Source organism: Streptomyces sp. NBC_01508 (assembly GCF_045040315.1).
GTDB lineage: Bacteria > Actinomycetota > Actinomycetes > Streptomycetales > Streptomycetaceae > Streptomyces.
This window is the reverse complement of the sequence record NZ_CP109419.1, coordinates 854,665-881,136: the sequence shown is the minus strand read 5'-3', so window position 1 is coordinate 881,136 and position 26,472 is coordinate 854,665. Positions and strand designations below refer to the sequence as shown.

Sequence of the window (26,472 nt, the reverse complement as noted above, 5' to 3'; positions counted from 1 at the left end):
TGCCCCGTCGGCCGCTTGCGTCAGATCTCTGTCTCCGTGGCCTTGCGTGATACGCCGGACCTCTTGGCCCGCCCGCTGTAATACAGGATGTCCTGGTGGGCGCGTTCGATGATGTCGCGTGCTTCGGCCTCGGCCTGGTCCGGTTGGTGGTCGCGGATGGCGTCGAGCACGCGCCGGTGCGCGGGCAGGGTGCGCTTGTGCCGGGTCTTCGACGTGGTGTGCATGCGGCGTTGGGTGTGAAGGGCGATCGCCAGCATGGAGTTGAGATGGATCAGGAGTTCGTTCTCGGTGGCGTCGACGATCGCCGCGTGGAATGCGAGGTCCGCTTCGACGAACTCGTCGGTGTCCTCGACCGCGTCCTTCATCCGCCCGAAGGCGTCCTCGATGGAATCGACGATGCGGGGGCTGGAGTTGTGCGCGGCTTGTCGGGCCGCCGCGGGTTCGAGGAAGAGGCGCAGGCCGGTGAGATCGTCCATGGCCGAGGCGGACGTGGTGTCGGTGTAGCGCCAGACCAGGACATCGGGGTCGAGGAGGTGCCACTGGGAAGGCTGCTGAACGATGGTGCCGCGCCCGACCGTGGACTTCACCAGGCCCTTCCCGCGCAGGACGCGGGTGGCTTCGCGTACGACGGGACGGCTGACGCCGAACTTGGTCGTCAGCCGTTCCTCGGTGGGGATCGCCGATCCGGGCGGGTACTCGCCGGAGACGATGGCGGAGCCCAGCGCGTGAACGACGGCCCCGTGAGAGCCCTCAGATGGGTACAGCCGTTCAGACGCAGCGTTCATGGTCGCCATTGTCGCACCCGCCGCGGGTCCGCGTGGGGGTCGCGGCCCGCGTCGGTACCTGCCCATGTGTCAGCTCGGGAAGGCGGTCACCGTTGAACGGGTCACCCGCCGATTCCCGCGGGAGTGTTGGTCTTCGAGGCGGCTTCGCCGGTGGTCGTGGCATTGATGTCGATGTGCCGGGTCTCGGGTGCGTACAGCAGCGAGATGAAGGTGACGGCGCTGAGGCTGATGGCCAGCAGGGCGACGGGCCAGGTGGCGTCGTCGGCCGCGGCGGAGATGGCGACGGCGACCAGGGGGGCGAAGCCTCCGAAGATCGCGGCGCTGATCTCGCGGCCGAAGACCAGCCCGCTGAGGCGGACCCGCGAGGCGAACAGCTCGGAGAAGAAGGCACCTTGGGCGCCGAGCATGGCCGCGATGCCCACGCCGATGCCGAGCACCATGGCGAGGATGACCAGTCCTTCGGAGCGGGTGTTGACCAGGGCGAAGAACGGGAAGGCGAAGAGCGCGGAGAATCCCGCGCCGAAGAGGTAGACGGGCTTGCGTCCGACACGGTCGGTGAGCGCGCCGAACAGCGGGGTGGTGACGACGGCGACGCCCGCCGCGCAGGCCACACCGACGGGCCCGACGCTGGACGACATGGCGAGAGCGCCGGCGATGTAGGTGACGACGAAGGTCTGGTAGATGTAGCTCACGCCGGACTGCGCGACCTGGGAGCCCATGACGATCAGGACGGGCTTGCGCTGCTCGCGCAGCAGATCCTTGAGGGGCGAGGTGGAGACGGCGTCCTGGGACTGCAGTTCCTGGAAGGCGGGGGTCTCGTCGATGCGCAGCCGGACGAAGAGGGCCACGGCGATCATGAGGATGCTGGCGAAGAAGGGGAGACGCCATCCCCAGGACAGGAACTGATCCTCGGGCATCTGGGTGAGCAGGGCGAAGACGCCGGACGCGAGCAGCAGGCCGATGTACACGCCGACGCCGGGGAAGCTGCCGAACAGGCCGCGGCGGTTGGGCGGTGCGTTCTCCGCGCTGAAGACGGCGGCACCACCGAATTCGGCGCCGGCGCCGAAGCCCTGGGCGAGGCGCAGCACGATCAGCATGACCGGTGCCCAGAAGCCCGCGGTTTCGTAGCTGGGGACGGCGCCGATGAGGGTGGTCGCGCCGCCCATCAGCAGCAGGGTGATGACCAGGACCTTCTTGCGTCCGACGCGGTCGCCCAGGGCGCCGAAGTAGACACCGCCCAGGGGGCGGACGAGGAAGCCGAGGGCGAGGGTCGCGAAGGCGGCGAGGGTTCCCAGGAGCTCGTGCTCGGTCGGAAAGATGATCTTGTTGAAGACCAGTGAGGCTGCGGCTCCGTACAGGAAGTAGTCGTACCACTCGAGAGCGGATCCCACGAGCGCCGCTGCTGCCACGGCGCGGGGGGACGAGCGGCGTGGTTCGGCTGCGCCGGGGTGCGTCTTGGACATGAGGTTTCCTCCTGGCGGCGGGGCACGGTTGCCTATCCGCCGAGTGCGGCCGTTTTCGGCCATGGCGGGAACGTAAGCCGCGCGTCATGTCGAGGTCAATAACTTGTCACACCTATCTGAAAGATTTGTATGACCAATCTGGACTCTTGGGCAGACAAGGTCGTAGCGTGGTGACGCGACAACACCCGCAGCTGCCGCCCGGTGGCTTCAGAGAGGCATCCCATGAGCGTTCTAGACGGCTACCGCGTCCTCGACCTGTCGATCGCGATGTCCGGGCCCTTCGCCGCCGCACGTCTGGGCGATCTGGGCGCCGACGTGGTCAAGGTCGAGCCGACCACCGGCGAGTGGCAGCGCCATGTCGCCGCGGGTGGGGCGACCGGCAACCGCATCAACGTCAGCTTCCTGTCCCTCAACCGCAACAAGCGCAGCCTCGCGGTGAACCTGAAGGACCCGCAGGGACGCGAGGCGCTGCTGGAACTGGCCCGCACCGCCGATGTCTTCCTCCAGAACTACCGCCCCGGCGTCGCCGAACGCCTGGGCGTGGACTACGAGTCCGTCAAGGCCGTCAATCCGCAGATCGTGTACGTGTCGATCTCCGGCTACGGCGAGAGCGGCCCCTACGCCCAGCGCCCCGGGCAGGACTTGCTGCTCCAGGGCATGTCCGGCTTCATGAAGAGCGCGGGCCGGGTCGGCGACCCCCCGCACCCGGCTCCGCTGTACGTCGTGGACGCGGTCACGGCCTCCACCGCGTTCGAAGCCGTACTGGCCGGCCTGCTCCACAAGGAGCGCACCGGCCAGGGCCAGCTGATCACGGTCAACATGCTGGACTCGATCATCGCGCTGCAACTCCAGGAGATGAGCGTCTACACCCAGGGCAAGGTGCGGGCCACCCGCACCGACGAGCCGCACGCCCATACCTACATCCGCGCCCCGTACGGCGCCTTCGAGACGGCGGACCGGGAGATCACCCTGGCGTTCCCCGCACTGCCCAAGCTGGGCGCGCTCCTCGACCTGCCCGAACTCCTCGGCATGGACTCCGAGGTCGACGGCTTCACCCAGCGCGACACGGTCTTCCGCCTGGTCGCCGGCAAACTGCGCGAGCGCACCGCCCAGGAGTGGCTGGAACTGTTCGACGCCAACGGCATCTGGGCCGGCCCCGTCTACGGCTACGCCGACATCCCCGACGACCCGCAGGTCAAGCACAACGGTTCGCTGCTGAGCTACGAACACCCGACCGAGGGAACGGTGACCACTCCGGGCTTCCCCATCCACTTCACCCGGACACCGTCCGCACTGCGCCACCCCACCCCGCTGGTGGGCCAGCACAGCCGCGACATCCTGCGCGAGGCAGGCATCAGCGAGCAGCGCGTCGACGCGCTGCTGAACTCCGGAGCCGTCACATCCGAGCAGGTGTGACGATGACCACACGGCAGACCGCCGCGGCGGACCGAACGAGCCCGCCCGTCAGCCTGCGCGGCATCACCTGGAACCACCCGCGCGGCTACGCACCGCTGGAGGCCCTGAGCGACCTCGACCGGCACGGCACCCACCGGTACGGGCCGGCCACCGGATCCCTCGTCTGGGAGCGCCAGCCCCTGGAGGGCTTCGAGTCCACGCCGCTGAGCGAACTCGCCGACCGCTACGACCTGCTGGTCATCGACCACCCCCACCTCGCCGACGCGGTCGAGGCGCGGGCCCTGCTTCCCCTCGACGGTCTCGTCGACGCCGCGGAGCTCGACCGGTGGCGGGCCGGCACCGCCGGTGCGTCCTTCGACAGCTACCGGCACCAGGACCGGCAGTGGGCCGTCCCGCTGGACGCGGCCACACAGGTCGCGGCCGTGCACCCCGACGGGCCGCCGGCCCAGGCGCTGCGCACCTGGAACGACGTGCTCGCGCACGCCGTACGCCACGGCGTCACCCTGTGCCTGGGCGGACCGCACGCCTTCCTGACCTTCACCTCGATCGCGCTCGCCCACGGAGCGACGCCCGGAGGACCCACCACTTACCTGCCGCGCGCCCAGGCCCTGTCCGCCCTCGACCTGCTCGCCCGCCTCTACCGGCACTGCGACCGGACAACCGCGGCCGGCAACCCGATCACCGTCCTGGATTCGGTCGCCGCCGGCGCCAGCCCCGCGGTGTGCCCGCTCGTCTACGGATACGTCACCTACAGCCGCGAACCGCGCCTGCTCTTCCGGGACGCACCCCGCGGTCCCGAGGGCCTGATCGGCAGTGTCCTGGGCGGCACCGGCGTGGCCGTCTCCGCACGCCGGGCACACCCCGAGGCGGCCGCCACCCACGTACGACGCCTGATGTCCCCCTCCGTCCAGCAGGACCTGGTACCGCGAACGGGAGGGCAGCCCAGCTCCCGCGCCGCCTGGGCCTCGGACCAGGTCAACGACGACTGGGGCGGCTTCTACCGCGACACCGTCCGCACTCTCGACGCGGCGTGGGTACGCCCCCGCCGCCCGGGATGGGTGACGTTCCAGGACACGGCCTCGCAGCTCGTCCGCGAGGGCCTGGCGGGCGAACAGCCCGCCGAGACGATCGCCGACCACGTCGACGCCCTGTACTCCCGCTTCCTTCCCCCGACCCCCGGAGAGCCGCAGCCATGAACGACATCGCTTTCGACATCGACCACCACATCGCCACCCTCACACTCACCCGCCCGCACAAACTCAACGCGGTCACTCCCGACATGACCACGCGTATCCGCGAGGCCGCCCACGAGATCAACACCAACCGCGACATCCGCGTGGTCGTGCTGACCGGCAGCGGCAAGGCGTTCTGCGCGGGCAGCGACATCGCCGAACTCGACTCCTATCCCACCGCCTGGGAGTTCCGGGACCGCCCCGACTACTGCGACGCGATCCGCGGCATCCGCAAACCCGTCATCGCCGCCGTCAACGGCTACGCCTTCGGCGGCGGGCTGGAGATGGCCATGTCCTGCGACATCAGGCTCGCCGCCGGCACCGCGTCGTTCGCCGCGCCGGAGATCAAGCTCGGCTGGATCGGCGGAGGCGGCATGGCGGCGTTCCTCACCCACAGCATCGGTCCGTCCAACGCGGCCCTCATGCTCTACACCGGCGATCCCATCACCGCTCAGCAGGCACTGGCCTGGGGCCTTGTCTCCGCCACGCACCCGTCCGAGGACCTTCTCCCGGCCGCCCGGGAACTGGCCGGACGCATGGCCGAGCGCGCCCCTGTCGCAGCCCAGACAGGCAAGCTCAACCTGCGGGCCGCGTACGCCATGCCGCTGGAGAACTGCATCCAGTACGAACGCGACCTGCAGACCGTGTCGTTCGCGACCCAGGACGCCGCCGAGGGCCGCGAGGCGTTCAAACAGAAGCGCCCCGCCAAGTTCACCGGTCGCTGATCCGGCCTGATCCGAACGGCAGGCCGCCGGACAGGACCTAGGGCGTGTTGCGAAAGTAGCGCCGTCCGCCCGAAGGGCGGGGCCGACGGCGTCTGGTGCGTGCGATCGCAAGGCGGAGGATTGTTCTCGTACTGGACGTACTTGGATGATTCCGACAACGCGGCGAGTGCGCGTGCCAGGCGTCGTCGGCCAGGCGGGACTTTCGAAACACGCCCTAGCGGGGGATCCGGACCGTGAAGACCGTCGAACCCGGGTGGCTGGCGAGTTCGGTGGTGCCGTTGTGAGCCTGTATCAGTGATCGCGCGACCGCGAGTCCCAGGCCGCTGCCGCTGCCGCCGCGGTCGCGCGTACGGGCCTTGTCCACCCGGTAGAAGCGGTCGAAGACCCGTTCCTGGTCAGGGACCGGAATTCCGGGACCGCGGTCGGCGACCCGCACCACCGCGGCGTCCAGGACCGTCGCGACGGACCACGCCGCCAACAGGGCAGCCGACCCCGCCAGCTACCTCGGCCGGTCCTCGGCACCCGCCATCGGTGCTCCATGGCGACGACGACCACATCGCCCAGCCAGTCGCTGATCCTGCTCGACGCGCTCAAGGCGAAGCGCGTGGAGGCCACTCGATACGTCGTCAAGGGAGCCGACCACGGGGACCTGGCCTTCCTCGGCGATCTCGAGGCCGGCGAGAAGTGGGCCACGCGGAAGGTGATGGGCACGATCACCGGATTCCTGGACGGGAAAATTCGGGGGTGAGGCGGGCGTTGGGCGGGGCGGCGCGGGGGAGTCAGGGCCGCCGGCCGACCACCGGCCGGGCGGGCCGTCCAGCGCGGCCCGCACCTTCTTGTCCGGGTAGGCGGACAGGCCCGACACCGCCACCGTCCCGGCGGGGCCGCGCAGCAACGGGCCGTAGCGCGCCGCCACTTCGTTGTCGGGGGTAGCGCAGTGCCGTGACGATCGCCGTCCCGGCCCGGGTGCGGAACGCGCCGGCGTCGTCGCACAGGATCGCGAAGCTCAGAGCACCCACCACCACCTCGGGCACGAAAGCCACGACGGGACTGTTCGCCGTCCATGTCTCGGCCCCCGACCGGGCGCCGCTCACGAGCCACGCCGCCCCGGCCACCAGCCGGCCGGCCAGCAGCGCCTGCGGCCCCCACCACCGCAGCGTCCGCCTCCGTGCCGAGGTGGTCAGTCTCTCGTCCCGCATCCGCCGGATCAGCGGTGCCGGCTCGGGCGCCCGCTTCGCCACGGAGAGCAGATCACCGGGCCGAGCGGGTTGGCGGGCCGCGTCCAGGAGCACCCCGGCCGGCCCCTTTCCCTCGCGGGTGGCGACGAGTCGCCCGGGTTGGCCGACCCGTAGATGCCGCTCGGACACCAGCCGGGCCGACTCCGTCTCCGTCAGCGGGTACTCGCCGCCGTGCAGGTACGCCAGCTCGTCCGTGCTCAGCTCGGGAAGCGGGTCGGGCGGCGCCCCGCGACGGACCCCGCGCCGTGCCGGCCAGGTCACCACCCCCAGCGCGGCCAACCCGACGCCGAACACGACCACGAACGACAGTGAGGGATAACCCCCACGGAGCAGTCGGATCCCGCACGCCAACCAGCCTCCTCGGCACCACGGAGGCGCCGGCCGCCGGCGCCCCTGCGGGTAGCTGCCCGCAGGGGCGCCGCCGACACCGTCGAAGTCGGTCCGGGTCAGTCCGAGTTCTGGGTGGCCCGGCGGCGGCGTACGACGAGGATGATGCCCGCGCCCACGACGACCGCCGCCGCGGCCGCGCCCGCGATGGGCAGTGTCGCGGAGGAGGAGCCGGTGGTGGCCAGATTGCCGCCGGTCGTGCTCGACCCGCTGCCGCCGGTCGAGGACGTACCCGCGCCACCGGTCGACGAGGAGCCGCCGTCCGAGCCCCCGGTGCCGCCGGTCGAGCCGCCCGAGCCGCCCGAGCCGCTGGCCGAGCCGCCGGTCGCCCCGTTCGATCCGCTCGACCCGGCCGACCCGCCGCCCGTCACGTCCAGCGTGATGGCCGCCTTGTCGTTGGCCTTGTCGGGGTCGTACGGCCGTGCCTCGGTGCTCAGCGCCACCGCGCCCTTGGCGCCCGCCACCTGCTTGTCGATCCTCAGCTTGAAGGTGTAGGTCTCGCCCCCGCCCTCATCGACCCAACGCTGGCTGATGCCGCAGGAATACGCCTTCCCCTTGGGCTCGCAGTACCCGTGGGGCTTGACGACCGACGTTCCGGCAGGGGGTGTGACCAGGACACTGACGAGCGGGTCCTCGTACCCGGTCAGCACCCAGGCGGGACCGGCGTTGGTGAACTTCACCGTCAGCGGCACCGTCTCGCCGACGCGACCCTTCAGGGCGGCTCCCGTCACCTGGTAGTCGGCGGTGTTGACGGAGGTGACCGGTACGTCGACGGCGTTGTCGGTGCCCTCGCCGCCGGACGGGCGCTCGACCAGCTTCACCGCCGGCGCGGTCCCGGCCACCGGCTGTGTGGCGGATTCGTCCAGCTCCGGTGCGGTGTCCCCGACGGTCAGGCGCAGGTCGTCGTAGAGCGCGCGGTCCAGGGCCTTGACCGAGAGAGGCTTCTCGGGCGCGTAGACGTCGCCGGGCTCCACCGCCTGGTCGAACTCACACACCACGTTCGACTTCTCGGTCATCTCGTCGTAGGAAGGGACCTGGTGCGACTGGCAGTTGGACGGAATCGCCGCGTAGTCCAGGCCCCTGGTGACGGAGTAGTAGACCCAGACCTTGTCGGCGGTCTTGGTGCCCTTGTTCGCCACCGTGACCGGCGGATCGAAGCTGCTGCCCGGCTTCACGCCGTTGATCGGGGCGATGTCGCCCAGGACGAGAGCGGGCGCGGGCTCGTCCGCGATCGCGGCGGGGGCCACGCCCAGTGCGATCAGGCCGACGCCGCTCAGCGCGGCGACAACGGTACGAGACGCACCAGACGTGCGAGCGGTACGGGAGGTACGGCGGATGTGTGGGGGAATCAGCATGGAAGAACCTCTGTGGGACGCGGGTGAACGGACGGTGCCCTCCAGGAGGACAGTCCCTCTACAGCAGAGACTCTTGTCGTCGAAGAAGGGTTGCACGCAAGGGACTTGGGGTGCGCCGAATCCGAACGTCCCGGGCCGTTACAGCTTCACGGCCCCCGAGCGGGACGGTGGCGTCAACGAGTGCTCGATCCGGGCGAGCTGGTGGCCGAGGCTTGTCATCCACACCTCCAGATCGACCGACAGGGAAGCCGGTGGGTAGTCGCCCGGTTGCGGTACGGGCCGCCGTGCGGGCACCGTTCGGCCGGCCGGCAGCGAAGCGATCCGGTCGGCCTCCACTTCCAGAGCGGCCGCTGTGGCGCGGACCCAGGCCGCGGGCGGCCCCGTCGTACCGGAGCTCGGACGCAGGCCGAAGCGGGGCAGCCGATGCGCGCCCATGAGCACGTGGTTGGCGACAAGGAGCACCGCGTGCCAGTCGGTGCCGGTTCTCTCCGAGGCGCCCGGGGACTCGCCTCAGTACTGCGCGTACGCCTCCTCGGCGAGGCGCAGCCTGTGCCGGCTCGGCGACGTCTGTGGCTGCGTCTGCGTCTGTGGCTGCGGCTGCGGCTGTGCCGACGAGCCCGGCGCCGGGGTCGGCAGTGTCTCCGCGGTCGTGGGCACCAGGCCGCCGCACGGGTGCGTCAGCCCGGCCATGGCACGGCGGATTTCCCTTCGGGCCCCGGCCGGCCAGGCCAGGAGCCCGCACAGCAGACCGATCACGCCGCCGGTGACGACGTCGATCATCCGTGCCTCCGACAGCGCCAGGTGACCGGCGACAACTGGCCGAACGCGGTGGCCACGACCACCCCCTTCGTGGTTCTCCCGGCCGTGCGGTAACGCCCTGAACGTCCGGCGGATCCGCCGCGTCGCCGGTCGCCGATCCCGTGCGGCGGCCGGGTTCTCAGCTCTGGTCGGCCTCGCCCGGCTTGCCCGGCTCGTCCGTCGCGTGGGGAAGCAGGGGAAACAGCCGGGTGATGAGGGCCACCGGCCGGGCGTCGTCGGGCCGGGCCAGGGGGCGCTGTTCGCGGTCCTGGTACGGCGCGAGCGCCCGCCGGATCACGTCCGCGACCCGGCTCATCTCCCCGGGTGTCAGATAGGCGACGGCGCTGAAGGCTTCGTCGTGGCGCCATGCGGACGGCGCCTCGTCCCGCTGAGTCAGCCATCGCTGCCAGCTCTCGTCCTCCAGCCCCCGGGCCAGGTCGCCGAACCGCTCCTCCGCGGCCCCGGCGGCGGCGAGGTCGTGCCGCCTCAGCCGCCAGGGCCGTGCGCGGCCCCCGAGGTGAGGGGCCTCTTCGAGGTATCCGTGACGGGCGAGCTGCCGCAGGTGAAATGAGCAGAGTCCGGAGCTGTAGCCCAGCCGGGAGGCGGCTTCGGTCGCCGTGACGGTGCCGACTTCGGCGAGCAGGTCCAGCAGGGCCGTACGGACCTCGTGCTCGCGCAGTCCGTCGCCGGCGCCGAGTGCGCGGTCGTTGACGTCATCTTCAGTCACTTTGCAAAGTCTGCTACTTTGCAAAGGTCTTGGCAAGTGCGTGAAGGGGGAGCGGCCATGTCGGTTCGCCAGGAGCGGTCCCGTCCCGTCGACCGGCGGGTCCGTGTGAGGGGCCGACCCGTCGACTCGTATCCGCGACTGCCGCCGGAGGCGGGACGCGGTTCGGTGCGCCGGGTCACGGAGGTGGGGGAGGAGGTGCTGAGCCGGCCGTGCCGGGAGGTGACCGCATTCGGTTCCCCCGAGTTGTCGGCGCTGATCGACGACATGTTCGTGACGATGTACGTGGCCGAGGGCGCCGGCCTGGCCGCGAATCAAGTCGGCGTCGACTTGCGGCTGTTCGTGTACGACTGTCCGGACGACGACGGGATCCGGCACGTCGGCCACCTCGTCAACCCCGTTCTGGACCAGCCCGATCCGGGCAGCCGCCGACTCGTCGACGACTTCGAGGGCTGTCTGTCCGTGCCCGGTGCGGTCATGGCGGTTCCCCGCACCGATCGTGCCGTCGTTCGCGGATTCGACAAGGACGGCACCCCGCTCGTCATCGAGGGGCTGGGCTACTTCGCCCGGTGTCTCCAGCACGAAAGCGATCACCTTGTCGGCCACACGTATCTGGACCGGCTCTCCAGGCGGGACCGCAAGGACGCGTTGCGGCAGACGGCAGAACGGCGCGAGGTAGTCTTCGCCCAACGTGCGCTCAGGGCGGCCGACTTGGGCTGATCCCGGCCGGGGTCCGCCATGCTCCTTGGCGTGAACCGTGACCACCCGGGAGTGTCGTGGACCCTTGGTGCCCCGCCGCCGCCCCATCGTGAACCTGCCCGATACGGGCGACTCATGTGATGACGGCGGCAAGGGAACGACTGTGCAGATCAATCGACAAGTCAACCGACAAGTCAACCGCGAGGTCAACCGAGAGGTCGGCCGACGAGTCGTGCTGCGCGGCGGCGCGGCCTCAGCGGCCGGGGCCGTGCTGGCAGGGGCGTACGGGAGTGATCCGGTGGCGGCAGCCACCGGACGGCGCCCCGAGCCCGCCGCCTGGCGGGAGTTGCGCCGGGCGGTGGGCCCGGCCGCCCGGCTGTACCGACCGGGCGATCAGGACTACCCGGCCCACGCCACCGCCGACAATCGGCGCTACGCCTCCATCCGCCCCGCCGGCGTGCTGAGTTGCGCCTCGCAGGACGACGTGGCGGCGGCTGTCCGGTGGTGCGCGAAGCACGCAGTGCCCTTCGTGCCCCGCTCCGGCGGCCACAGCTATGCCGGGTTCTCCACCACCAGCGGTCTGGTGATCAGCCTGCGGGCGATCCGGCGAGTGACGCCGCGCGGACACCAACTGCGCGTGGGCGGCGGCGCCACCAACTCCGACGTGTACGCGGCCCGCGACTCGGGCCTGTACTTCCCCGGCGGACGCTGCCCCGGCGTCGGCGTGGCCGGCCTGACACTCGGCGGCGGGCTCGGCTTCAACGACCGCAAGTGGGGACTGACTTGCGACCGGCTCGCCGAGACCCGCGTCGTCCTGTCCGACGGCACCGTGGTGCGTGCCGCCGACGACGAGAACGCCGATCTGTTCTGGGCGTGCCGAGGCGGGGCGGGCGGCAACTTCGGCATCAACACCGCGTTCGTCTTCGACGCCGTACCGGTGAACCGACTGCGTGCCACCGTCTTCGACCTCACCTTCGAGCTGCGGGCGGGCGTGAAGGTGATGGCGCAGGCGCGGCACCTTCTGGGCGCCGACCGCGGCAACGACCTGGATCTGCGCATCGGCTTCAAGCACGCGGGCGACGGCACGACGTCCCTGTCGGTGCTCGGCCACCGGCTCGGATCCGAGGAGACGCTGCGCGCGGCCTTCGGGGCACTGCTCAAGCTGCGCCCGGCCAAGGTGTTCATCGAGGAGCGCGACTTCTGGTCCGCGCAGGACCACCTCAAGGCGCCCCTGTCGCCGGAGTCCCATGCCACCAAGTCCCTTGTCCCCGACCGTTGGCCGACCCCGGACACGGTGACCGCCATCATCGAGTGGGTCCGTACCTGGCGCCCCGGACCGGCCGGGGCCACCGGCCAGGTGACGCTCTTCGCCATGGGCGGCTCCAGCGGCGCACCCCGCCCGGACGAGACCGCGTACCCCCACCGCGGAGCCACCTTCGTGATCGACATCAGCGCCCGGTGGAAGCCCGGCACCGCACCCGCCGAGGTGGCCGCCCTGCTGGAGCAGACCCGCACCACGCACCGCACGCTCCGCCACCGCCTGCGCACCGACGCGGCCTACGTCAACTTCCCCGACCCGGATCTACGGGACTGGCAGCACGCCTACTACGGCGCCAACTACGAGCGCCTGGTCGACGTCAAGCGCCGGTACGACCCGGCCGGGCTGTTCCGCTACGCGCAGGCCGTCGGCGGCCCCGAGAGCCGATGAGTCCACTCGGCGTGGAAGTCCTCCAGGCGTAGAATTGACCGGCGACAGCGCCCCATGACGCGACCGCGACCCCGGTGAGCCGTGACGGAGCCGGGCGACGGCAACGACGGAAGGTGGCACGCCATGTCCGGACAGCCCCCGCCCGACGACGCGGACGACGCTCAAGACGCGGACGCCGCGAACGCCCCGGACACCGAGATCCCGGCGAACCCCTGGCAGCGGCTGGACGACCTGTACGCCGAGCCGCCACCGTGGGAGATCGGCCGCCCCCAGCCGGTCTTCCTCGACCTCGCGCGGTCCGGGGCCATCCGGGGGCGGGTGCTGGACGTCGGCTGCGGGACCGGCGAGCACGTGCTCATGTGCGCCGGCCTCGGCCTCGACGCCACCGGTGTGGACCTGGCGGCCACCGCGCTGCGGGCCGCGCGGGACAAGGCGAGCCGGCGCGGCCTGCCCGCGCGCTTCCTGCACCACGACGCGCGGCGGCTGGCGGATCTGGGCGAGCGGTTCGACACGGTGCTCGACAGCGGCCTGTTCCACCTGCTCGACCCGGACGACCGCGCCGCCTTCACGGCAGGCCTGCGGGCGGTGCTGCGTCCTGGGGGCCGCTACTTCATGCTGTGCTTCAGCGACCGGGAGCCCCGCGCGCCGGGGGCGGTGGGCGGTCCCTACCGGCTGACCAGGGACGACATCACGGCCGCTTTCGCCGGCACGCTGCGGATCGACTCCGTCGAGCCGGCCACGATCGAGATCATCCTGGACCGGGAGGGCATCCGGGCCTGGTCCGTGGCCATGACGGCGGACGCCACGACAGCACCGGTCGCGCCGGCGGACGCCGCGTCCGCCGGCGACACGAGCATCCTGGCCCGGGCCCGCGTGGCGACCAGACTGCCGGCCCAGGATCTCGACCGGGCGCGGCGTTTCTACTCCGGGAAGCTGGGTCTGGAGCCCGTCGACGAACGCCCAGGTGGGCTGCTGTACCGCTGCGGCGGCGTGGAGTTCGTGCTGTTCCGGTCTACGGGTGCCTCTCCCGGCACCTTCACTCAGATGGCGTTGACGGTGGACGACATCGACACCGTCGTACCGGAACTCAAGCGGCGTGGCGTGGTGTTCGAAGAGGTCGACGTACCCGGCTTCCGGACGCGGGACGGGATCGCCGAGATCGAGGGGAACTACCCGAGCAAGGGCGCGCGGGGTGAACGCGGCGCCTGGTTCCGGGACAGCGAGGGGAACATGCTGGGCATCGCGGAGCCGATCGTCTGACATCTGACATCGATCACTGCCACGTTCGACCGTCCGGCGGTTACCTCTGTCCTTCCGGGCTCGTCACTGCCATGACGTAACTCGCTCAAGGAAGGTGACGACATGACCGGACCAGTTCCGGACGAAGCCCTCGCGGGTGCCTTCGAGCAGCAGCGCGGGCGACTCGTCGCGGTCGCCCACCGGATGCTCGGATCGCGGGCGGACGCCGAGGACGCCGTGCAGGAGGCATGGTTGCGGCTGGCGCGCCAGGACACGGACGCGATCGACAACCTCGCCGGCTGGCTGACCACCGTGGTCGGCCGCGTCTGCATCGACGTGCTGCGCTCACGCAAGGCCAGGCCCGAGGCGTCGTACGACGACCGGCTGCCCGAACTGGTGGTGACCGAGGACGACGGTGGTGCGCCCGAGGACGACGCGCTGCTCGCCGAATCGGTCGGGCTGGCCCTGCTGGTGGTGCTCGACACCCTGCGCCCCACCGAGCGGCTGGCGTTCGTGCTGCACGACATGTTCGCGGTGCCGTTCGACGAGATCGGCCGGATCGTCGGCAGGTCCACGGACGCCACCAAGATGCTCGCCAGCCGGGCCCGTCGCAAGGTGCAGGACACGCCTCGTCCCACCGAGGAGCGGCAGCGGCAGCGCGCGGTCGTCGACGCTTTTCTCGCGGCGGCGCGGGGCGGAGACTTCGAAGGGCTGCTGCGAGTGCTCGACCCCGACGTGAAGTGGCGCTCCTACAGCAGGCGTGGCGTGGTCGACAGGCTGGGCGCGGCCGAGGTGATCGGCAGGGCCCGCAACGGGGTTCGCGCCTCGGTGACCACACGTCGCGCCCTTGTCAACGGTGAGCCCGGGATCGTGGTGTGGGGCCCGAACGGCAAGGTGCTGAGCGTGATGGCGTGCACGGTGTCCGACAGCCGGATCGTCGAGATCCTCTCCGTGAGCGACCCGGTGCGCCTCGCCTCCATGGACCTCCCGGCACGGCCCTGAGGCCGCGGCGGTGTTACGTACGGCACGAGCGTTTCGTTCACGCAGGGGGAACCCGCCCACGACGAAGGAGATCCATCATGCAGCCCCGGCTCAACCCCTACGGCACCGCCCTCGGGCCGAAGTTCGTGAAGCACATCGTCTCGGCGAACAGAGTCGTGGCCGACTCGACGCTGCCGGCGGCGACCCAGGAACTGGTGAAGATCCGCGCCAGCCAGATCAACGGCTGCGGGGGGTGCCTCGACATGCACACCAAGGACGCCGCGCACGCGGGGGAGACAGCGGTACGGCTGAACCTGGTCGCGGCCTGGCGCGAGACGACGGTCTTCACCGACGCGGAGCGGGCCGCACTGGAACTCACCGAGCAGGGCACCCGACTCGCCGACTCCGCCGGTGTCACCGACGAGGCGTGGGCGGATGCGGCCAAGCACTACGACGCGGAGCAGCTCACGGCACTGGTGTCCCAGATCGCCGTCATCAACGCCTTCAACCGGCTGAATGCCATCACCCGGCAGCGAGGGGGCGACTACCAGCCCGGCCAGTTCGGATAGCGAAGGCGCCGCCGTTCCAGAGGTGGCGCCGGGCGAGCCCGGAAGATTCCGGGCTCGCCCGACCGCGACCGCCCGGGGCGCGGGTATCGCCGGTGGGAACAAGCACCGTATGACTGATCCCCAGGCACTGGCCGCCGACAGCCGCGGCAATCTGCTGGTCTCCTTCACGCCCGGCGCGGAAGGCGCGCCGCCTCCCGGCGCCCCCGTGCCCTTGGCCCTGACGGCGCTGTGGCACCGGGGCGAGGTCGTCATGGTCCACGACCGGTTCCGGGAGAGCTGGGAGCTGCCCGGCGGCACGCTCGAACCGGGGGAGAGCCCTCGGCAGGCAGCCGTCCGCGAACTGTACGAGGAGAGCGGGCAGGTTCCCGACGGCCCCTTGCGGTTCGTCGGCCACGCCGGTTTCCTGCTGGGGGCCGGCCCCGCGCGGCGTGCCGAATACGGTGCCCTGTTCACGGGCGATGCCCTCGGCCGTCGTCGGTTCGAGGCCAACGACGAGATCGGGATGATGCGCTGGTGGGACCTGACCGCGCCCCTGCCCGGCCGTGTGTCGGGCATCGACCGTTATCTCGCCCGGCTCGCCCGACCCACCGGTCCGCCGTGAGCGCGCCGCGCCGCGTCCGACCGCGTTCTGTCCGGTTCAGAACGCCGCGTCGGCCACCGCCGCCCCGGCGAAGGACAGCCCGACCCCGGCGCCGACAGTGAGCAGCAAGTAGCCCGCGGCAGCCCCGTCCGGGTCGCCGCCGCGCACCACGCCGCCTGGCAGGCCGTACGTCGGCTGCTCACCGGCCACCCGGCCCCCGACCTCCGTAAGACGTAACGCGTCCCCCGCGCCCCGCCCGCCCGCCCCACACTCCGACGAGGTGTCCGCCGACGACCACCGCTCCCGCGCCGATGCCACCCGCGTACGACTCCGGTGACACCGCCTGGCTGCTCGCCTCCACCGCCATGGTGCTGCTGATGACGCCGGGACTGGCGTTCTTCTACGGCGGCCTGGTGCGCACCAAGCACGTCCTGATGATGCTCAAGATGAGCTTCGCCGCGCTCGCCTTCGGCACGCTCGTCTGGTGGGCGATCGGCTACACGCTGGCGTTCGGTCCCGACGTCGGCGGGGCCGGACTCATCGGCAACGTCGACCACGCGTTCATGCGCGGTATCGAGCTGAACACCCTGACCGGTCACATTCCCACGTTCGTCTACAGCACCTTCCAGATGGGCTTCGCGATCATCACCGTCGCGATCATCACCGTCGCGCTCATCAGCGGCTCGATCGCCGACCGCGCCACGATGAAGGGCTGGCTCGTCTTCGTCGTCCTGTGGCTGCTGATCGTCTACATCCCGCCCGCGCACTGGGTGTTCGACTCGAACGGCTGGATCGTCAAGCACCTCGGCGCGCTCGACTTCGCCGGCGGTCTGCCGGTGGAGCCGAACTCCGGGGTCGCCGGGCTCGCCGTGGCCCTCGTGCTGCGGGCCCCGCGCGACTTCGCCCGCCGCGAGGAGCGGCCCAACAACATCCCGCTCGTCGTGCTCGGTGTCGCGCTGCTCTGGTTCGGCTGGTTCGGCTTCAACTCCGGCTCGGCGCTGAGCGATCAGGACACCGCCGCCGCCGCGTTCATCAACACCCAGCTCGGCGCGGCGGGCGCCATGGTCACCTGGCCGCTGGTCGAGAAGTGGCGCACCGGCACCGTCACCACCGTGGGGGTCGTCTCCTCGGCCGTCGCGGGCATGGTCGCCATCACCCCCGCCTGCGGCGAGATCAACACGCTCGGCGCCGTCATCACCGGCCTGGTCGTCGGCGCGGTCTGCGCCTTCGCGATCACGCTCAAGTACCGCTTCAACGTGGACGACACCCTCGACGTGGTGGGTGTGCACGGTGTCGGCGGTCTGATCGGACTGATCATGGTCGGCCTGTTCGCCACCGCGCGGATCAGCGGCGAGAAGGGGCTCTTCTACGGAGGCGGCTGGGGTCTGCTCGGCAAGCAGCTCGTGGCCGTCGTCGCCGTGATCGCGTTCTCCTTCACCCTCACCTGGATCATCGCCAAGGTCGTCGAACTGACCGTCGGCTTCCGCGCGAAGGAGGTGTACGGCAAGGTCCCGGGCGCGGACCGCGAGCGCGCCTACGACTTCCAGACCGCCGAGCGCCTCGGTGCCCTGCTCCCCGCCGGAGCGGTGACCAGCGACGACGAACTCGCCAAACAGATCACCAAGCTGCTCCGGGCCCGGGAGGACTCCAAGTGACGCGTTCGTCAACCTAGTTGGAGGTTCCTCTCATGCGTGTGTTCCTTACCGGCGCGTCCGGCTGGATCGGTTCCGCGGTCGTCCCGGAACTCATCGGCGCCGGCCACCAGGTCGTCGGGCTCGCCCGCTCGGACGCCTCGGCGGCCGTACTCACCGAGGCGGGCGCCGACGTACGGCGCGGCACGCTCGACGATCTCGACACCCTGCGCGCCGCGGCTGCCGAGTCCGACGGCGTGATCCATCTCGCGTTCAAGCACGACATCGCGTTCAGCGGCGGCTTCGAGTAGTCCGCCGACGCGGACCGGCGAGCCATCGACACATTCGGCGAGGGGCTGGCCGGTTCGGACCGCCCGCTCCTCATCGCCTCCGGGACGCTCGGGCTGGCGCCGGGGCGGCTCGCGACCGAGGAGGACGGCCAGGCCGGCGATCCGGCCGGCCCCCGGGTGACCGGCGGCCCGGCCAAGCGGCTGGCCAACGCGCGGGTGACGGTCGCCCTCGCGGACCGCGGCGTCCGCTCGTCGGTCGTACGGCTTCCTCCCACGGTGCACGGCGACGGGGACCACGGCTTCCTCGCCACCGTGGTCGCCATCGCCCGCGAGAAGGGTGTCTGCGGCTACATCGGCGACGGCGCCAACCGCTGGCCCGCCGTGCACCGGTCCGACGCCGCGCACCTGTTCCGCCTGGCGCTGGAGGGCGCGCCGGCCGGCTCCACGCTGCACGCGGTCGCGGAGGAGGGCGTGCCGATCCGTACCGTCGCCGAGGTGATCGGGCGCCACCTCGGCCTGCCCGTGGTCGCGGTCTCCGCCGCCGACGCGCCCGCCCACTTCACGTGGCTGGCCGGCTTCCTCGGCATGGACTCGCCCACCTCCGTCGCGCACACCCGCCAACTGCTGGGGTGGCGGCCGACCGGCCCCGGGCTGATCGAAGACCTCGAACAGGGCCACTACTTCGCCGCGCCGCCCGCCTGACGCGTACCCCCACCCCCGGCTCGGTCCGGCGGTCCGTCAGAGGGTGAACGCCTCGACGAGGGTCCAGACGGCGAGTCCGGCCATGCACGCGGCGCCGATGCGCTGGACGGTCTTCAGGGGCACGCGCTGGGCGATGAAGCGGCCCACCAGCAGGGCGAGGGCGGAGACCGACATCAGCGCGAGGGCCGAGCCGATGGCGGTGGGCAGCCAGCCGTTGCTGGCGGCCAGGTTGGCGGTGGTGATCTGGGTGAGGTCGCCCCATTCGCTGATGAACACGGCCATGAAGGCGGTGGTGTAGACGGGCCAGAAGCCGGTGACGGTCTTGCCGGCGCCCTCTTCCTCGTCCTCGTCCCCGCCACGCAGCAGCACGAAGGCGCCGAACGCGAACAGAGCGGCCGAGACGAGCTTGACGGCCATCGCCGGGAGCATGCTGAGCAGGCTGCCGGCGCCGACCGCGATGGCGACATGCACGAGGAACGCGGTGGACGTGCCGAACCACACGTACAGGGGGCGCATCCGGGTGCCCATGGCCAGTGAGGCGAACATGGTCTTGTCGGGGAGCTCCGCGAGGAAGATCAGCCCGAAGGCGGTGAGGATCGCCAGGGGGTCGAAGGACATTCTCTTGGCTTTCTGCCGGGGCCGGGCCGTCAGCTCGTACGGCACCCGGGGAGGCGACGGGAAGAACCACTCGACCCGGCATGATGGAGCGGCCCACGCAGGAACGCGGGCCGGATCATGCCTTGGCCGAAGGTCTCGTCCGCCCCCGCAGAGTATGCGGCGGCCCGGTGGCCGGGACGCCTCGCGGCGTCCAGCGTGTCGACCAGCGGTTCTCGGGACTACTCCCCTTCGCTGCCACCGATCGTAACAGGCGCTCCCGGACGGCTGTCACCCGCGCGGGTGACAGCCGTCGACGGCATCGGAACAGGCATCGGAACAGGCATCGGAACACGGCTCACAGGACGAAGCCGCTGGGGAACGGATCCGCCGGGTCCAGCAGGTAGTTGGCTGTTCCGGTGATCCACGCGCGGCCCGAGAACTCCGGCACCACGGCCGGTACGCCCGCGACCTCGCTCGTGCCCACCAGCCGCCCCGTGAACCGGGTGCCGATGAACGACTCGTTGACGAACTCCGTGTCCAGCGCCAGCTCTCCCCGGGCGTGCAGCTGTGCCATCCGCGCGCATGTGCCCGTGCCGCAGGGGGACCGGTCGAACCAGCCGGGCCGGATGGCCATGGCGTTGCGGGAGTGCCGGGCGTCCGAGCCGGGCGCCAGGAACTGCACATGCTTGCAGCCGCGGATGGCCGCGTCCGCCGGATGCACCGGCGGGTTCCGCGCGTCGACGGCCTCCGAGATCGCGAGCCCCGCAGCCAGGATGTCGTTCTTGCGCGCCCGGTCGAAGGGCAGCCCGAGGGACGCCAGATCCACGACGGCGTAGAAGTTGCCCCCGTACGCCATGTCGTACCGGACCTCGCCCAGCCCCGGCACCGTCACCCTCGCGTCGAGTTCCAGCGCGAAGGCGTCGACATTGCGCAGCGTGACCTGCTCGGCGACCCCGTCGCGCACCGCCACGCGGGCCTCGACCAGGCCGGCCGGGGTGTCGAGACGTACGACGGTCTCGGGCTCGGTCACCGTGACCATCCCGGTCTCCACCAGTACGGTCGCCACCCCGATCGTGCCGTGCCCGCACATCGGCAGGAAACCGCTGACCTCGATGTAGAGAACGCCCCAGTCCGCGTCCGGACGGGTCGGCGGTTGCAGGATCGCCCCGCTCATCGCCGGATGCCCGCGCGGTTCGTCCATCAGGAACCGGCGCAACGGATCCAGATGTGCCATCGCGTGGCGGCGCCGCTCGGCCATCGTGGCGCCGGGGACGGGCGCCACGCCCCCGGTGACCACGCGCGTCGGCATGCCCTCGGTGTGGGAGTCGATCGCGCTGATCGTCCGCACGCCGCGCATCAGCCCCGCTGCCCTTCCGTGGCGAGGAAGTCGATCGCCTGCCGCATCTCGGCGGTGATCTGCTCCCGGTGGGCGGGGATCAGCGGGCCGCGCGGCGGACGGCACGGGCCGCCGTAACGGCCGACCATCTCCATACCGAGCTTGATGGCCTGGACGAACTCGGTGCGCGAGTCCCAGCGGAACGCGGCGACCAGCGGCCGGTAGAGGGCGCGGGCCTCCGCCAGCCGCCCTTCCGCGGCGAGTCGGAACAGCCGGGCCGACTCGGCGGGGAAGACGTTGGGAAAGCCGGCGAACCACCCGGTGGCCCCCATCAACAGGCTCTCCAGCGCCACGTCGTCGGCGCCGCTGATCACGTCGATACCAGGAGCCCGCTCCTTGATCTCCAGCACGCGGCGCACGTCGCCGGAGAACTCCTTGACCGCCAGCACGTTGTCGATCTGGGCGATCTCCGCGAGGAGCCGGGGCGTCAGATCGACCTTGGTGTCCACGGGGTTGTTGTAGACCATGACGGGCAGCCCGACGGCGGCCACCGCCTCGAAGTGCGCCACCACCTCCGCCGGGTTGGCCCGGTACATCGTCGGAGGCAGACAGAGCACCCCGTCGGCGCCGTCCTCGGCCGCGGCCTCCGCCCACCGCACGGCCTGGTGCGACCCCGGCCCGTGCACGCCGACGACGACCTTGCCGCGACCGCGTACCGCCTCGATGGCCGTACGGGCGACGGTGCGCCGTTCGTCGTCGGTCAGCGACGAGTACTCGCCCAGCGATCCGTTGGGGCCGACACCGTCGCAGCCGTTGTCGACGAGCCAGCGGCAATGGTCCGCGTACGCGTCGTGGTCGACGGCCAGGCCCGCCGGGGCCGAGGGATCCCGCCGGTACGGCAGCGCGGTCGCGACGACGACACCGGTCAGGGGGTTGGTGGTACGGCTCGTACGGCTCATGAAGTGCTCTCCTGCGCAGGGGAGTCGGGGAACGTGGGCGGAGTCTCGGGCGGGCGGGCCAGCTCGCCGAGCCTGATCGGCTCGGCGACGGGCCGGTGATGGGGGCCGGCGCTCGCGTCGGCGGTACGGCGCAGTTCGGCGACGGTCGGCCCGCAGATACGGGCCTGGCAGGGGCCGAGACCGGCCCGCGTCGCCAGCTTCGCCACCGCCGCTTCCGTACGGGTGGGGTCGACGGCCGATCGGCACACCGCCGCGTACGTCGTCTCCTCGCAGCGGCAGATCACCGTGTCGGGGCGCAGCCAGCCGGGCCAGGCACGGCCGATGGGATGGGCGGCGGCCAGCCGGGCGGCGAACGCCCTGCCCTGGTCGCGGCTGCGGCGCACAGCGGCGAGCGCGCGTGAGTCCGGGGCACCGCCCGCCGCGATCCAGCCCGCCACCGCGCCCTCGGCACGCGAGGCGGGGGCGCCGGCGATACCGGTGATCTCGCCCGCCGCGTACACGCCGGGCCGGCTCGTCCGCTGGTCGCCGTCCACGGCGACGAACGCCTCGGCGGGCGACCCGGCCGCCCCGTCCGGCACCGGACGCAGCGCGCACCCGGCCGCCACCGGCAGCTCCAGCCGCGGGGTGAACCCGTGACCGACGCACACGGCGTCCACGGCGACGACGCGTTCGCCGCCGGGCACCACCGACCAGTCCGCCCGCACGCGGGCACTGACGATCTCCTCCACCCGGCCGTCCCCACGTGCCTCGACGACCGCCCTGCCCCACTGGTACGAGACCCGGTGCCGCCCCAACGCCGCTGTGTACGAGAGGAGTTCACCGGACTTGCCGAGCTGCGCGGCGAGTTCCCACGGGCGGCGCAGCCAGCCGACGGCCACCGCCCCCGGCCTGCCCGCCTCCAGCACGGCGAGCACCCGCGACCCGGCCTCCAGCAGCGACGTCGCCACGGGCAGCAGGAAAGGCCCCGTGCCGGCGACCACCACCCGGTCCCCGACGGCCAGGCGCTCTCCCTTGGCCAGCGCCTGGGCCGCGCCCGCGGTGTAGACACCGGGCAGGTCCCAGCCGGGGAACGGCAGCACCCGGTCGTGGGCGCCTGCCGCGAGCACCAGGGCGTCGGGCTCCAGCACGTGGCGGCGCCGGGGCGTGCCGCGCAGGACGTGCACCAGTGGCGGCCCGTCGTCGGCAGGATCGCGGCGCTCCAGCGCCCATACGGAACTCTCCGGCCACCAGGAGCAGCGCGGGTGCCCGAGCACCCGGCGGCTGCGGCGGTCGAAGGAGCGGTGACCGTGCTGAAGGACTGCGGGGTCGGCCGCCTCGTACGCCTCGGGCAGCATCCGGTGGTACTGGCCGCCGGCCCGTTCGGCCGTGTCGATCAGTGTCACTTCCGCGCCGGCCGCCAGCGCCGCGTCGGCGGCGGCGAGACCGGCGGGTCCGGCCCCCACGACGACGACCTGGCGACGACCGGTCGCCGATGCCCCCGTCACCGGGCCCGCCGCCCGTCGCCGGTGGCCCGCGACTGCGTGGTCACGGCGTCACCGTCCCGGGCACGCCGGCGGCACGCCCGTACGTCGCGCTCGTCGTTGACCGTCACCAGACAGTCGAAGCAGACACCGATCCCGCAGAACACACCGCGCGGCGCCCCCGAGGGGGCCTCGCGCCAGGACGTCCGGCCCGCCGCCAGCAGCACCCCGGCCAGGGTCTGGCCCGCGACGCCGGTGTACGGGTCACCGTCCACCGTGATGGTCAGCGGCCGGTCCTGGCGCCCGGCCGGGTCGGACCCGCCGGGTACGAGACGTGGGCTCACGGTCCCTCCTCGGTCACGGTGGGGCTGTCGGTGCCGAGCACCGCCGGCCGGTCCACCCGGAACGGGCCTGTGCCGATCGCCGTCCGACTGCCCGTCAGCAACTCGCGCACGAGCCGCGCGGTACCGACCGACAGCCCGATTCCCGCGCCCTCGTGGCCCGTCGCGTGCCAGAGACCGGTCAGTCGCGGGTCGGCGCCGATGACCGGCAGATGGTCGGGGACGTACGGGCGGAAGCCCCCGTACGAGCGCGTGACGTGAACGCCCGCCAGCGACGGGAAGAGCTTGAGCGCCTTGGCCGCGATCGCGGACAGCACCTCGGGGCGCATGCGGTCGTCGAAGCCGACGCGTCGCCGGGACGACCCGAGGAGCACGCTGCCCGCCCGGGTGGACTCGACCACGGCCGAGGTCTGGAGATCGCCCGCGCCGCTGCCCACCGCGCCCACGTAGTCGGCGTCGTAGACCTTGTGGAAGACGGTGGGCGGCAGGGGAGTGGTGACCAGCACCTCACCGCGGCGCGGGCGGATGTCCAGGGGGACGCCGAGCCGCCGGGCCACCTCGCCCGCCCACGGCCCGGCGGCGTTGACGAAGACATCGGCCTCCACCGGTCCGTCCGCCGTGCGCAGCGCCGTCAGCCGGCCGCCGCGCGTGACGGCGCCGAGTACTTCGCAGCCGGTACGCAGACGGGCTCCGGCCCTTCGGGCGTCGGTGAGCAGGGCGGTGGCCGCGCCGGCCGGCTGCACCTGCGCGTCGTCGGGGTAGTACACGGCGGCGGTGCGTCGCTCGGTGAGGAAGGGCTCGGCCTCGGTCAGGGCGGCGGAGTCCATCGGCTCGGCCCGTACCCCGGCCGCGCGCTGGGCCGCGGCGAAGGGCAGCAGGGCCTCGGCGCCCTCGGGCGTGGTGGCCACGACGATGCCGCCCTTGGGGTCCCACTCGACCGGGTCCGCCTCCGTGTCCGTGTCCTGCGGGGAGGGTGTCCGCCGGGCGATGGCGGCCAGTACCTCGGGCCACAACCGGCGGGACAGCTGGGCGAGTTCCAGCTCCGGACCGGGGCCCTTGTCGGAGAGGAGGATGTTTCCCTCGCCGTGCGAGGTGGTCGCCGCGGCGGCCCCGGCACGGTCCAGTACGAGAACGTCGAAACCGGCGACGGCCAGTTCGCGGGCGCAGGCGGCACCGATGATCCCGGCACCGACGATGACGACTCGTGTTCGGTTCACCGGACCTCCACGTTCTGCATAACGAACGAAGTTGAGGCTATGGCGAGGTGCCGGAGGTGTCAACGACACCTCTTGGTACTGCTGCCGGCACCGCTGCTAGTGAGGCGTGCCCGACGCCTCGTGCGGGGCATCGCCCCCGGATCGGTAGTGCAGGAGCAGCACCGACCGCACCGGCCCGTCGTGCGCCGCGTAGCGGTGCGGCAGGGAGGCGTCGAACGACACGTAGTCGCCGGGTCCCAGCTCCACCTGGTGACCGTCCACCTCGACGGAGAGCGTGCCGCTCTGCACCACGGTGTGCTCGGTGCCGGCGTGACCGAGCGACGGCTGCCGCGCGTCGGCGCGTACCTGCTGGTCGTACACCTCCATGATGACCCCGCCCGCCTCGATCCGCCGGAGCGGGCGCAGGTCCACGCCCTCGCCGCTCAGCACGTCCACGTCGGCGGCCCGCACCACGGTCATCGCCTCCGCGTGGCCGGTGTCCAGCAGGTCGGAGATGGGCACGCCCAGGGCGCGGGAGAGGCTGAAGACCGTCTCGATGGTCGGATTGCCGGCGGCCGACTCCAGCTGCGACAGGGTTGCCTTGCCGATCCTGGACAGTCGCGACAGCTCGGAGAGCGACAGGCCGCGCTGCTTCCTCTCCCGGCGGAGATTGGCGGCGAGCGTGCTTCGGACCGGGCTGCTGGGGGGCATCGGGCGATCTCCTTCGACCGTCAGGTCGGGTCTGGTCTGTTCGCTTCAGTGGGTGGTGGGGAGGTGGTGGGAGGGGAAGTGCGTTCGATATTACGAACGATCTCCGGTGAGGGGCATCGTACCGACACCCGGGTGGCGGCGGGTCTTCAATGTGGTGACGCCTGAGATCAGCGGCGGGGGAAGCTCAGCTCCGCGCCGGCGAGGATTCTGTCGAGTTCCGGGCCGGCCAGGTACCGGCGGTCTCCGTGCGACATCTCCCAGGACGCGTTTTCCGGCTCCTTGGGGACGGTGATTCCGAAGTCCGGGTCCGCCAGCCGTTCCGCCAGGGCGAAAGGGACCGCGTCGGGCAGCCACTCGGCGTACGTCAGAGGCGCCTGCGCGTGACAGCTCTTCCACGCGGTGACCCAGCGAAACGCCTCGTCGTTCGCGAACAGTGCCGACCGCCGTAGCAACTGGCTTGCCACCACCGCCGATTCAGGTCTGTCCACCTCACCGGTATCGCGCGACCACCGGGGGTTCATCGCGAGCCAGCCCACGCCCCGGGCTTCTATCCACCTCGCCATGACCGGGTCCACCGGACGTAGTCGTGGCCGTGGATACGGCGGGTGTGCGCGGGCGGTAAGGGGCGACCGTACCCGTACGACGACACGCGCCCCCGGAGTCGTACGCTCGTCCACCAGTTCGTACCGGTCCCCGGCGGGCAGGTCCCCCTCGATGAAGCCCACGTCGGCGAGGCACCGGGTGAATCCGTGGGAGTGGACCACCAGTTCCAGCCCGGTCGCGGTGGGCCGCACCTTCTCGATCCCCAAGGACGGGGCGTAGTCACGGAAGTAGAGAGGGGGCATCCAGGTTCTCGGGGCGGTGCCCGAAGCGCTCGCGAGGGCGACCATGATCCGTGACTCCAGCAGACGCTGGTGCGCGTCCGCCGCCTCGGGCAGCGGGGTCCGGCAGGCGCGCAGCGCCTCGCACGCCTCCTGGTAGCTCTCGCCCGTGTACGCCGTCCGCCGTCGCGCCAGTTCCTTGCGCGTCGTGTGCGGCATCACGAGGCCGTCTCGTCGCGGTCGCCGCGGATCTCCCCGCTCCACGCGCGTACTTCGCGCAGCAGGGTGTGGAAGTGCTCGTACCTTGAGGGACGGAACACCGCGGTCACGCCGAAGAGCAGGAGCAGCAACGACGTACCCAGCAGCGGCAGATGGACGAGCACCGAGTTGAGCGCTCGCGCACCCCGAAGTGCCGGAATAATTGGCCACATGACTCAACCCGTTCTCACCAACCCGGCTTGGCGATCACTGGTCAGGAGTCGGGAACCGACCGTGCGCCGTCGTGGAATCCAGGGGGCCCGAGACCCTT

27 protein-coding genes and 4 pseudogenes are annotated in these 26,472 nt (G+C 71.7%); 14 read left to right on the top strand and 17 right to left on the bottom strand.

The genetic code is table 11. From position 1 onward, the window contains the following. Positions 1–20: 20 nt before the first annotated feature. Together OG700_RS04090 and OG700_RS04085 are read right to left on the bottom strand one after the other, a co-directional pair. Positions 21–785 carry a FadR/GntR family transcriptional regulator gene (locus OG700_RS04090; RefSeq protein WP_405608992.1) on the bottom strand — a complete coding sequence of 255 codons (765 nt, stop codon included), beginning with the start codon at positions 783–785 and terminating at the stop codon, positions 21–23. A gap of 101 nt (positions 786–886) precedes the next feature. Then, positions 887–2,248 carry an MFS transporter gene (locus OG700_RS04085; protein WP_405608989.1) on the bottom strand — a complete coding sequence of 454 codons (1,362 nt, stop codon included), beginning with the start codon at positions 2,246–2,248 and terminating at the stop codon, positions 887–889. Between the two features lie 222 nt (positions 2,249–2,470). Here OG700_RS04085 and OG700_RS04080 point away from each other — a divergent pair, with 222 nt between their 5' ends. From OG700_RS04080 to OG700_RS04070, 3 genes are read left to right on the top strand one after another with little or no spacing between them, the layout of a single operon-like run. Next, positions 2,471–3,664 (top strand): CaiB/BaiF CoA transferase family protein, encoded by a 1,194-nt coding sequence (locus OG700_RS04080; protein WP_405608986.1) that lies wholly within the window; start codon positions 2,471–2,473, stop codon positions 3,662–3,664. Positions 3,665–3,666: 2 nt separating this feature from the next. Beyond that, on the top strand, positions 3,667–4,860 hold the full coding sequence (locus OG700_RS04075; protein WP_405608983.1) for a carbohydrate ABC transporter substrate-binding protein: 1,194 nt from the start codon (positions 3,667–3,669) through the stop codon (positions 4,858–4,860). Continuing rightward, entirely contained in the window at positions 4,857–5,621 is a 765-nt protein-coding gene (locus OG700_RS04070; RefSeq protein ID WP_405608980.1) for an enoyl-CoA hydratase/isomerase family protein, read from the top strand. The genes OG700_RS04075 and OG700_RS04070 overlap by 4 nt, the downstream gene beginning before the upstream one ends. Before the next feature lie 214 nt (positions 5,622–5,835). Here OG700_RS04070 and OG700_RS04065 read toward each other — a convergent pair. Further along, a pseudogene (locus tag OG700_RS04065) lies at positions 5,836–6,063 on the bottom strand (ATP-binding protein); the annotation flags it as partial. Between the two features lie 96 nt (positions 6,064–6,159). Here OG700_RS04065 and OG700_RS04060 point away from each other — a divergent pair. After that, a complete protein-coding gene (locus OG700_RS04060) occupies positions 6,160–6,369 on the top strand; it encodes a hypothetical protein (protein WP_405608977.1) in 210 nt (69 codons plus the stop codon). A 31-nt stretch (positions 6,370–6,400) separates the two neighbouring features. Here OG700_RS04060 and OG700_RS04055 read toward each other — a convergent pair whose 3' ends face one another. The 5 genes from OG700_RS04055 to OG700_RS04035 all read right to left on the bottom strand — a co-directional run bounded on the left by OG700_RS04055 (position 6,401) and on the right by OG700_RS04035 (position 10,126). Next, positions 6,401–7,159, bottom strand: coding sequence for a hypothetical protein (locus OG700_RS04055; RefSeq protein WP_405608974.1), 759 nt, complete (start codon positions 7,157–7,159; stop codon positions 6,401–6,403). A gap of 146 nt (positions 7,160–7,305) precedes the next feature. Further along, entirely contained in the window at positions 7,306–8,601 is a 1,296-nt protein-coding gene (locus OG700_RS04050; RefSeq protein WP_405608971.1) for an LAETG motif-containing sortase-dependent surface protein, read from the bottom strand. A 138-nt stretch (positions 8,602–8,739) separates the two neighbouring features. Next, the gene (locus OG700_RS04045) at positions 8,740–9,036 is read right to left on the bottom strand and encodes a hypothetical protein (protein WP_405608968.1); all 297 of its coding nucleotides are present in this window, start codon (positions 9,034–9,036) and stop codon (positions 8,740–8,742) included. A 75-nt stretch (positions 9,037–9,111) separates the two neighbouring features. Further along, positions 9,112–9,381, bottom strand: coding sequence for a hypothetical protein (locus OG700_RS04040; protein WP_405608965.1), 270 nt, complete (start codon positions 9,379–9,381; stop codon positions 9,112–9,114). A gap of 157 nt (positions 9,382–9,538) precedes the next feature. Next, entirely contained in the window at positions 9,539–10,126 is a 588-nt protein-coding gene (locus tag OG700_RS04035; RefSeq protein WP_405608962.1) for an ArsR/SmtB family transcription factor, read from the bottom strand. Between the two features lie 57 nt (positions 10,127–10,183). Here OG700_RS04035 and def point away from each other — a divergent pair, with 57 nt between their 5' ends. The 10 genes and pseudogenes from def to OG700_RS03985 all read left to right on the top strand — a co-directional run bounded on the left by def (position 10,184) and on the right by OG700_RS03985 (position 18,522). Continuing rightward, a complete protein-coding gene (gene def, locus OG700_RS04030) occupies positions 10,184–10,843 on the top strand; it encodes a peptide deformylase (RefSeq protein ID WP_405608959.1) in 660 nt (219 codons plus the stop codon). A gap of 142 nt (positions 10,844–10,985) precedes the next feature. Further along, a complete protein-coding gene (locus OG700_RS04025; RefSeq protein ID WP_405608956.1) occupies positions 10,986–12,530 on the top strand; it encodes an FAD-binding oxidoreductase in 1,545 nt (514 codons plus the stop codon). A 123-nt stretch (positions 12,531–12,653) separates the two neighbouring features. Continuing rightward, positions 12,654–13,256: pseudogene (locus OG700_RS04020) on the top strand (class I SAM-dependent methyltransferase); the annotation flags it as partial. Between the two features lie 63 nt (positions 13,257–13,319). Continuing rightward, positions 13,320–13,790, top strand: a complete 471-nt coding sequence (locus tag OG700_RS04015) for a VOC family protein (RefSeq protein WP_405621415.1) — start codon at positions 13,320–13,322, stop codon at positions 13,788–13,790. Positions 13,791–13,892: 102 nt separating this feature from the next. Further along, a complete protein-coding gene (locus tag OG700_RS04010) occupies positions 13,893–14,771 on the top strand; it encodes a sigma-70 family RNA polymerase sigma factor (RefSeq protein ID WP_405608953.1) in 879 nt (292 codons plus the stop codon). A gap of 77 nt (positions 14,772–14,848) precedes the next feature. Beyond that, the gene (locus tag OG700_RS04005) at positions 14,849–15,319 is read left to right on the top strand and encodes a carboxymuconolactone decarboxylase family protein (protein ID WP_405608950.1); all 471 of its coding nucleotides are present in this window, start codon (positions 14,849–14,851) and stop codon (positions 15,317–15,319) included. A gap of 109 nt (positions 15,320–15,428) precedes the next feature. Next, a complete protein-coding gene (locus OG700_RS04000) occupies positions 15,429–15,920 on the top strand; it encodes an NUDIX domain-containing protein (RefSeq protein ID WP_405608947.1) in 492 nt (163 codons plus the stop codon). Between the two features lie 120 nt (positions 15,921–16,040). Next, positions 16,041–16,136 (top strand): annotated as a pseudogene (locus OG700_RS03995) (urease accessory protein UreD); the annotation flags it as partial. A 74-nt stretch (positions 16,137–16,210) separates the two neighbouring features. After that, positions 16,211–17,554 (top strand): ammonium transporter, encoded by a 1,344-nt coding sequence (locus OG700_RS03990; protein ID WP_405608944.1) that lies wholly within the window; start codon positions 16,211–16,213, stop codon positions 17,552–17,554. A gap of 32 nt (positions 17,555–17,586) precedes the next feature. Further along, positions 17,587–18,522: pseudogene (locus OG700_RS03985) on the top strand (SDR family oxidoreductase). 36 nt (positions 18,523–18,558) lie between these two features. On the opposite strand, the gene OG700_RS03980 reads toward OG700_RS03985, so the two are convergent. The 9 genes from OG700_RS03980 to OG700_RS03940 all read right to left on the bottom strand — a co-directional run bounded on the left by OG700_RS03980 (position 18,559) and on the right by OG700_RS03940 (position 26,374). After that, positions 18,559–19,140, bottom strand: a complete 582-nt coding sequence (locus tag OG700_RS03980) for a TMEM165/GDT1 family protein (protein WP_405608941.1) — start codon at positions 19,138–19,140, stop codon at positions 18,559–18,561. A 334-nt stretch (positions 19,141–19,474) separates the two neighbouring features. Beyond that, the gene (locus tag OG700_RS03975; protein WP_405608938.1) at positions 19,475–20,476 is read right to left on the bottom strand and encodes a proline racemase family protein; all 1,002 of its coding nucleotides are present in this window, start codon (positions 20,474–20,476) and stop codon (positions 19,475–19,477) included. Further along, complete coding sequence (locus OG700_RS03970; protein WP_405608935.1) at positions 20,476–21,414, bottom strand: dihydrodipicolinate synthase family protein; 939 nt, start codon at positions 21,412–21,414, stop codon at positions 20,476–20,478. Before OG700_RS03970 ends, OG700_RS03975 begins: the two co-directional genes overlap by 1 nt. Further along, a complete protein-coding gene (locus OG700_RS03965; protein ID WP_405608932.1) occupies positions 21,411–22,898 on the bottom strand; it encodes an FAD-dependent oxidoreductase in 1,488 nt (495 codons plus the stop codon). Before OG700_RS03965 ends, OG700_RS03970 begins: the two co-directional genes overlap by 4 nt. Continuing rightward, a complete protein-coding gene (locus tag OG700_RS03960) occupies positions 22,895–23,218 on the bottom strand; it encodes a (2Fe-2S)-binding protein (RefSeq protein WP_405608929.1) in 324 nt (107 codons plus the stop codon). The genes OG700_RS03965 and OG700_RS03960 overlap by 4 nt, the downstream gene beginning before the upstream one ends. Next, entirely contained in the window at positions 23,215–24,432 is a 1,218-nt protein-coding gene (locus OG700_RS03955; protein ID WP_405608926.1) for an NAD(P)/FAD-dependent oxidoreductase, read from the bottom strand. The genes OG700_RS03960 and OG700_RS03955 overlap by 4 nt, the downstream gene beginning before the upstream one ends. Before the next feature lie 96 nt (positions 24,433–24,528). Beyond that, the gene (locus tag OG700_RS03950) at positions 24,529–25,122 is read right to left on the bottom strand and encodes a helix-turn-helix domain-containing protein (RefSeq protein WP_405608923.1); all 594 of its coding nucleotides are present in this window, start codon (positions 25,120–25,122) and stop codon (positions 24,529–24,531) included. 167 nt (positions 25,123–25,289) lie between these two features. Then, positions 25,290–26,162: a hypothetical protein gene (locus tag OG700_RS03945; RefSeq protein ID WP_405608920.1), complete on the bottom strand. Its 873-nt coding sequence runs from the start codon at positions 26,160–26,162 to the stop codon at positions 25,290–25,292. Continuing rightward, positions 26,162–26,374, bottom strand: coding sequence for a hypothetical protein (locus tag OG700_RS03940; protein ID WP_405608917.1), 213 nt, complete (start codon positions 26,372–26,374; stop codon positions 26,162–26,164). Before OG700_RS03940 ends, OG700_RS03945 begins: the two co-directional genes overlap by 1 nt. Positions 26,375–26,472 lie beyond the last annotated feature (98 nt).

Bases quoted from the DNA above. Each gene is read 5' to 3' on its own strand.
- OG700_RS04090 (WP_405608992.1), bottom strand. From the start codon at position 785: ATGAACGCTGCGTCTGAACGGCTGTACCCATCTGAGGGCTCTCACGGG.
- OG700_RS04085 (WP_405608989.1), bottom strand. From the start codon at position 2,248: ATGTCCAAGACGCACCCCGGCGCAGCCGAACCACGCCGCTCGTCCCCC.
- OG700_RS04080 (WP_405608986.1), top strand. From the start codon at position 2,471: ATGAGCGTTCTAGACGGCTACCGCGTCCTCGACCTGTCGATCGCGATG.
- OG700_RS04075 (WP_405608983.1), top strand. From the start codon at position 3,667: ATGACCACACGGCAGACCGCCGCGGCGGACCGAACGAGCCCGCCCGTC.
- OG700_RS04070 (WP_405608980.1), top strand. From the start codon at position 4,857: ATGAACGACATCGCTTTCGACATCGACCACCACATCGCCACCCTCACA.
- OG700_RS04060 (WP_405608977.1), top strand. From the start codon at position 6,160: ATGGCGACGACGACCACATCGCCCAGCCAGTCGCTGATCCTGCTCGAC.
- OG700_RS04050 (WP_405608971.1), bottom strand. From the start codon at position 8,601: ATGCTGATTCCCCCACACATCCGCCGTACCTCCCGTACCGCTCGCACG.
- OG700_RS04045 (WP_405608968.1), bottom strand. From the start codon at position 9,036: ATGGGCGCGCATCGGCTGCCCCGCTTCGGCCTGCGTCCGAGCTCCGGT.
- OG700_RS04040 (WP_405608965.1), bottom strand. From the start codon at position 9,381: ATGATCGACGTCGTCACCGGCGGCGTGATCGGTCTGCTGTGCGGGCTC.
- def (WP_405608959.1), top strand. From the start codon at position 10,184: ATGTCGGTTCGCCAGGAGCGGTCCCGTCCCGTCGACCGGCGGGTCCGT.
- OG700_RS04015 (WP_405621415.1), top strand. From the start codon at position 13,320: ATGACGGCGGACGCCACGACAGCACCGGTCGCGCCGGCGGACGCCGCG.
- OG700_RS04010 (WP_405608953.1), top strand. From the start codon at position 13,893: ATGACCGGACCAGTTCCGGACGAAGCCCTCGCGGGTGCCTTCGAGCAG.
- OG700_RS04005 (WP_405608950.1), top strand. From the start codon at position 14,849: ATGCAGCCCCGGCTCAACCCCTACGGCACCGCCCTCGGGCCGAAGTTC.
- OG700_RS04000 (WP_405608947.1), top strand. From the start codon at position 15,429: ATGACTGATCCCCAGGCACTGGCCGCCGACAGCCGCGGCAATCTGCTG.
- OG700_RS03990 (WP_405608944.1), top strand. From the start codon at position 16,211: ATGCCACCCGCGTACGACTCCGGTGACACCGCCTGGCTGCTCGCCTCC.
- OG700_RS03980 (WP_405608941.1), bottom strand. From the start codon at position 19,140: ATGTCCTTCGACCCCCTGGCGATCCTCACCGCCTTCGGGCTGATCTTC.
- OG700_RS03975 (WP_405608938.1), bottom strand. From the start codon at position 20,476: ATGCGCGGCGTGCGGACGATCAGCGCGATCGACTCCCACACCGAGGGC.
- OG700_RS03970 (WP_405608935.1), bottom strand. From the start codon at position 21,414: ATGAGCCGTACGAGCCGTACCACCAACCCCCTGACCGGTGTCGTCGTC.
- OG700_RS03950 (WP_405608923.1), bottom strand. From the start codon at position 25,122: ATGCCCCCCAGCAGCCCGGTCCGAAGCACGCTCGCCGCCAATCTCCGC.
- OG700_RS03945 (WP_405608920.1), bottom strand. From the start codon at position 26,162: ATGCCGCACACGACGCGCAAGGAACTGGCGCGACGGCGGACGGCGTAC.
- OG700_RS03940 (WP_405608917.1), bottom strand. From the start codon at position 26,374: ATGTGGCCAATTATTCCGGCACTTCGGGGTGCGCGAGCGCTCAACTCG.